Origin of the sequence: Rathayibacter sp. AY1D2 (assembly GCF_002932695.1) — a bacterium.
In the GTDB taxonomy this organism is placed as follows: domain Bacteria; phylum Actinomycetota; class Actinomycetes; order Actinomycetales; family Microbacteriaceae; genus Rathayibacter.
This window is the reverse complement of the sequence record NZ_PSVX01000111.1, coordinates 1-4,168: the sequence shown is the minus strand read 5'-3', so window position 1 is coordinate 4,168 and position 4,168 is coordinate 1. Positions and strand designations below refer to the sequence as shown.

Here is a 4,168-nt window from a genome sequence, read left to right as displayed (position 1 = left end):
CACGCCGTGATTAGCCGCCCGGGACCCCGCAACGGCAGGACCGCTCATTGAGAAACGCGACCAGATCGCCCCGTAAGGACATGCCGGCAAGGTCGTTCATCGCGCACCGCACCCCTCAACGGAAGGACCCTGCATGCCACAACTCTGGGCCGGTATCGACGCCGGCAAGACCGAACACCACTGCGTCGTCATCGACGGCAACGGAACCAAGCTGCTCTCGCAGCGCTTCAAGAACCGAGAGTCAGCGATCCTGACCCTGATGGGCGACGTCGCCTCCTTGCCGGGTGGCACCGACGTCGCGTGGGCGACGGACCTCAACCACGGCGGAACGGGGCTGCTGCAGACGCTGCTCAGCTCCCACGCGCAGCCGCTGTTCTACATCTCGGGCCGGGTCGTTCATCACGCCTCGGGCGCCTACCGAGGCGAGGCAAAGACGGACGCGAAGGACGCGGTCATCATCGCCGACCAGGCCCGGACCCGACGAGACGTGACGCTGATGCGGCAGGCCGACGACGTCACCGCGGAGCTGCGCCTGCTCTCAGCCCGGCGCGAGGACCTGGTGCACGACCGCACCCGCGCCGTAAATCGGCTACGCGCCATCCTGGTCCACTACTTCCCGTCACTCGAGGGAGCGTTCAACTACGCGACGACCAGGGGACCTCTGGTGCTGCTCACCCGGTACGCGACGCCGTCCGCGATCAGGCAGACGGGGGAGAGCCGTCTGGCGTCGTGGTTGAAGGGGCAGGGCTGTTGGAAGTCCGCGGCCGTCGCTAAGACGGCGGTGGAAGCCGCGCGCGAGCAGACCTCGGTCGTCGCGGGGGAGGATGCCGCGGCCCGGCTGGTGAGCCGGTCCGCCCGCGATCTGCTCCGCATCCGCGACGAACTCGCCGAGCTCGAGGCCGAGATCGACGCCGTTCTACAGGACAGCAGTTCTGCGGATCTGCTCGTGTCGCTCCCCGGATTTGGGCGCAGGCTCGCCGCGGACTTCCTCGCCGCAACCGGTACTGACCTCGCCGCATTCGAGACGCCCGACCGGCTGGCCAGCTTCGCGGGCCTCGCTCCCGTGCCGCGCGACTCCGGGAAGATCTCCGGCAACCACCACCGGCCACGGCGCTACGACCGGCGGCTGTTGAACGCCTGCTTCCAAGCGGCGTTCATCGCGTCGAGGAACTGCCCGGTCTCTCGCTCGTTCTACGAGCGAAAACGTGGCGAGGGCAAGTCGCACAAGCAGGCACTGATCGCACTCGCCCGACGCCGCATCAACGTCATCTGGGCAATTTTCCGCGACCAGACCAGCTATCACCCCACAGGCGCAGAGCCCGCCGCGTTCGCGTCAGGGACGATCGCAGATGGGTCGGCGGCTCGTGGTCTCGGTGCTGGCGGGAATCCGTGGGAGGGCATCGGCAACCGTCACTCGTGGTGAACCACCTCGCTGCGGGGTAATCCTGGTCAGGGATTCTGCGCGCGATCGACGCGCGCGACAATCGCGCGCAGTGCTTCGACTTCGATGCTGAGGGCGGCGGTGCCCTGAGGAGTGAGAGCGACCCAGTTCTTGGCTCGGCGGCCGTCGTAGCCCCGTCGTGTGGTGATGTGACCGGCCCTGAGTAGGACTTCGAGGTGTCGCCCAAGGTTGCCGTCGGTGAGGTCGAGGGTCGCGCGCAGGAACCGGAAGTCGGCTTCGCCAGCCTCGTGAAGGATGGTCAAAATCGCAAGACGTGTTCGTTGGTGGACGGCATCGTCCAAGGACGCGAACTCGTCGTCGGTCGACTCCTCAGCGCCTGGTGTCACGGGCACGTCCCGTCTCCTGCCGGAAAGCAGTAATACCCAGAACGACGACGGTGATGCCGGCGATCGCGAGAACGACGCCATCGATCGACAGAGGCGTGGAACCGTAGGAATCACCCGGGGTCAACCCGCTCTCGGCGGCGGCGCCCTGCAAGAAACTGTTGAAGAGGAAGGGGGAAACTACTGCCACCCCGAGGCCAGCAAGCCACTGGCTGCGATTCTCGAGTCGCCAACCGATCGCGAACAGGAGCACCCCGACAAGGAATGCCGGACCGACGAACTCAACGAGGAAGGCCGGACCGGCGAACATCGTGGGCAGAAACGTCAAGATCGAGATAGTGGCGATGACAGCCGCGACCGGCCCCATGCGCTCGCGCCCCATTCCCACACCTGCGTGAGCAGCAGTAGCCCTCAACACGAGCCAGAGAGCGATGCTCGTGAAGGCAGGTATCAGGAAGCCGACGGTGAAGAGCGTCGAACCGGCCAGGGGCAGCAGTCCGGCTGTTACCACTCCGACGCCGGAGACGATCAGCGGAAGTGATGACACGTGCCGCGCGTCTCGGACCCGTTCTTCTAAGGGCGTGCGAGTCAGCGACATGATGCTCCGATCACTCTGTGGTGTAGAGCAACTGTACTCTGCATTGCAGAGCGGTCGCTAGGACGTCCAGCGTCGGGACCGTTTCGAGCGGCCGCAATTCCGCGCATCAGATCGCGAACAAGCGGACGCCGACCTCAGGCCGGCGCGGTGTCGTGCGCTGCGCGAATTTTTGCCTGGAAGCCTTCGGCAGCGTACGGGCCTCCGGCGTCCACGCAAGCCGCTGCGCGGCCGGCTCCTCCGAGCTTCTCGGCACGCGGTCGCTGCGCTCCCTCCCATCGCGCCGACAACCTCTCCTCCTCCGCCCTCCGGGTTGCGCTCCCACCTCCGACCCTGCTCGGCACTACGTGCCTTCCAGGCAAAAAAACGCTGGGAGAGAAGGAAGAACGATCCGGCCAGACCACCCCCGCTGGCTTGACAAATCTGATTGAGAATCACGGCAAAAAAACGAGGGGGAGGGGCAGGGCAGGACTACCGCCCGGGACCCGACGACGAGAGGACTTCACCATGACCGACACCGCCACCACCGAACCGCAGACACCGACCCTCCCGGAGGCGGTGGCCGAGTTCGTGTCCGTGTTCTCCCACGGGGACACCGCCGACGATCTGGCCGTCCGGATGAGCTGCTGCGAGGTCGACGCGTTGGCCGGACTCCTGCGAGCATTCGGACGAGACGAGGCCGCCGACCTGTGGATCGCGGAGCACGCGACCGACGACGACGAGGGCGACGCGCACACCCCGGAAGGAGCGAAGCGATGACCGAGCAGCCGAAGGCCGACGCAGTGACGATCTATCTCGCGGCGGCGGACGCCTACGACGAGGCGGTGACCGCGTTCCTCACCGCGGGCGCTACCTACACCGCGGCCCTCGCGAATTTCCGCGTGGCGATGACCGTCTCGCCCACTCTCTCCTGCGAGAAGGTCAACGTGATCGCGCAGATGCTCGACAAGGCCGGTGACCGCGACGCGGCCGGGTGGTGGATCCACGCGCACTGCGCCGAGGAGAAGCGCGAGGAGTTCGAAGCGCACATGGAGTTCTATCTGGAGGATTCCTCATGGCTCTGACCGTCTACTCGAAGCCGTCGTGCGTGCAGTGCACCGCGACCTACCGAGCCCTCGACGCGAAGGGCATCGAGTACACGACTGTCGACGTCACGACGAACCCCGCAGCGCTCGCCTACGTCACGGAGGAGCTGGGCTACTCCGCCGCCCCGGTGGTCGTCGCGAGCGACGAGGATCACTGGTCGGGGTTCCGCCCTGACCTCATCGAGAAGCACGCAGCGTGACCGGCCCGAACGTCGAGAGCGACGAGTACCGGGCAGGGTATCTCGCCGGGCGCGCGGACCGGCAGGGCGAGGTCGACTGGGCGGAGAACGAGGCCGATCGGTACTACCGCCTCGCCTACGGCGACGAGCGGCGTCTCCCGGCCTACGCCGTGACGCGCGCCGAGCTCGAACAGCGCAGGGCGCTGTCCGAGCCGCCCGTCGAGGTCACCCGACGCGACGCTCTCGCGTCCTGGGGCATAGAGCCGCGCCCCACTGACAACCCCGCGGCTGACGCCACAGACGAGATCCCGCCGACGTCGACGGGACGACCCACGAACCGAACCAGCAGGAGAAGGCAAATGAGTACCAGGACCATCACCGGCAACCTCGCCGCCGACCCCGAGGCCGTGCAGGCGGGCCGCGTACAGATCGTGAAGCTGCGCGTCATCGAGAACACCGGCGAATACCGCGCGGGGGAGTGGACCCCGCACGACGCCCCGACCACGCACTACGTGGAAGCGAAG

The 4,168-nt window shown here is 67.0% G+C and carries 6 protein-coding genes and 1 pseudogene; 5 read left to right on the top strand and 2 right to left on the bottom strand.

Translation table 11 applies throughout. The annotated features are described in order from the left end of the window. Window positions 1-133: 133 nt before the first annotated feature. Window positions 134-1,423 carry an IS110 family transposase gene (locus tag C5D04_RS17525; RefSeq protein WP_258063702.1) on the top strand — a complete coding sequence of 430 codons (1,290 nt, stop codon included), beginning with the start codon at window positions 134-136 and terminating at the stop codon, window positions 1,421-1,423. A 26-nt stretch (window positions 1,424-1,449) separates the two neighbouring features. Here C5D04_RS17525 and C5D04_RS17520 read toward each other — a convergent pair whose 3' ends face one another. Then, window positions 1,450-1,794, bottom strand: a complete 345-nt coding sequence (locus tag C5D04_RS17520; RefSeq protein WP_258063703.1) for a transcriptional regulator — start codon at window positions 1,792-1,794, stop codon at window positions 1,450-1,452. Next, window positions 1,772-2,383: a hypothetical protein gene (locus C5D04_RS18040; protein ID WP_146083192.1), complete on the bottom strand. Its 612-nt coding sequence runs from the start codon at window positions 2,381-2,383 to the stop codon at window positions 1,772-1,774. The genes C5D04_RS17520 and C5D04_RS18040 overlap by 23 nt, the downstream gene beginning before the upstream one ends. 504 nt (window positions 2,384-2,887) lie before the next feature. Here C5D04_RS18040 and C5D04_RS17515 point away from each other — a divergent pair. The 4 genes and pseudogenes from C5D04_RS17515 to C5D04_RS17500 form a co-directional block, all read left to right on the top strand. Continuing rightward, entirely contained in the window at window positions 2,888-3,139 is a 252-nt protein-coding gene (locus tag C5D04_RS17515) for a hypothetical protein (protein WP_104224211.1), read from the top strand. Then, window positions 3,136-3,444, top strand: coding sequence for a hypothetical protein (locus C5D04_RS17510; protein WP_104256210.1), 309 nt, complete (start codon window positions 3,136-3,138; stop codon window positions 3,442-3,444). Before C5D04_RS17515 ends, C5D04_RS17510 begins: the two co-directional genes overlap by 4 nt. Beyond that, the gene (gene nrdH, locus C5D04_RS17505) at window positions 3,435-3,665 is read left to right on the top strand and encodes a glutaredoxin-like protein NrdH (RefSeq protein ID WP_104224209.1); all 231 of its coding nucleotides are present in this window, start codon (window positions 3,435-3,437) and stop codon (window positions 3,663-3,665) included. Before C5D04_RS17510 ends, nrdH begins: the two co-directional genes overlap by 10 nt. Then, a pseudogene (locus C5D04_RS17500) lies at window positions 3,662-4,168 on the top strand (hypothetical protein); the annotation flags it as partial. The gene nrdH and the pseudogene C5D04_RS17500, both read left to right, overlap by 4 nt.